The organism is Streptomyces colwelliae (genome assembly GCF_048158785.1).
Taxonomy (GTDB): Bacteria; Actinomycetota; Actinomycetes; order Streptomycetales; family Streptomycetaceae; genus Streptomyces.
In genome coordinates, this window is the sequence record NZ_JBLTJC010000968.1 from 1 (window position 1) to 444 (window position 444).

Consider the following 444-nt stretch of genomic DNA (forward strand, 5'->3'; position numbering starts at 1 on the left):
GTCATGGAGATGGTGCGGTCGACGTCGACGCCGAGCAGCGCCGCCATGGTCTGGTCCTGCTCGCAGGCGCGCATGTCGCGCCCGAGCCTCGTGCGGGACACCAGCCAGGTGAAGATCGCCAGCAGCACGATGGTGGTGATGACGACGATGATCTGGATGTTGGAAAGCTGGATCACGAAGCCGTTCGCGCTCTCGTGCAGCGTATAGCCGCCGGTGATGACGGGCGGGATCGGCTTGACGCGCGCGCCCTGCGCCACCTGCGAGTAGTTGGTCAGCACGAAGGACATGCCGATCGCCGACAGCATCGGGGCGAGGCGGAAGGAGTGGCGCAGCGGCCGGTAGGCGATGCGCTCGATGGTCCAGCCATAGAGCGCGGTGATCGCCATCGAGACCAGCAGCACGATCAGCAGGATCACCGGGATCGCGGTGAGGCCGGTCGATATC

The 444-nt window shown here is 66.0% G+C and carries 1 protein-coding gene; it reads right to left on the reverse strand.

Annotation, left to right across the window (positions count from 1 at the left end; all coding sequences use genetic code 11):
* Positions 1–416 (reverse strand): branched-chain amino acid ABC transporter permease (locus tag ACNFOC_RS55395; protein ID WP_416966446.1); only part of this gene is annotated, 416 nt, incomplete at its 3' end.
* Positions 417–444: the final 28 nt, after the last annotated feature.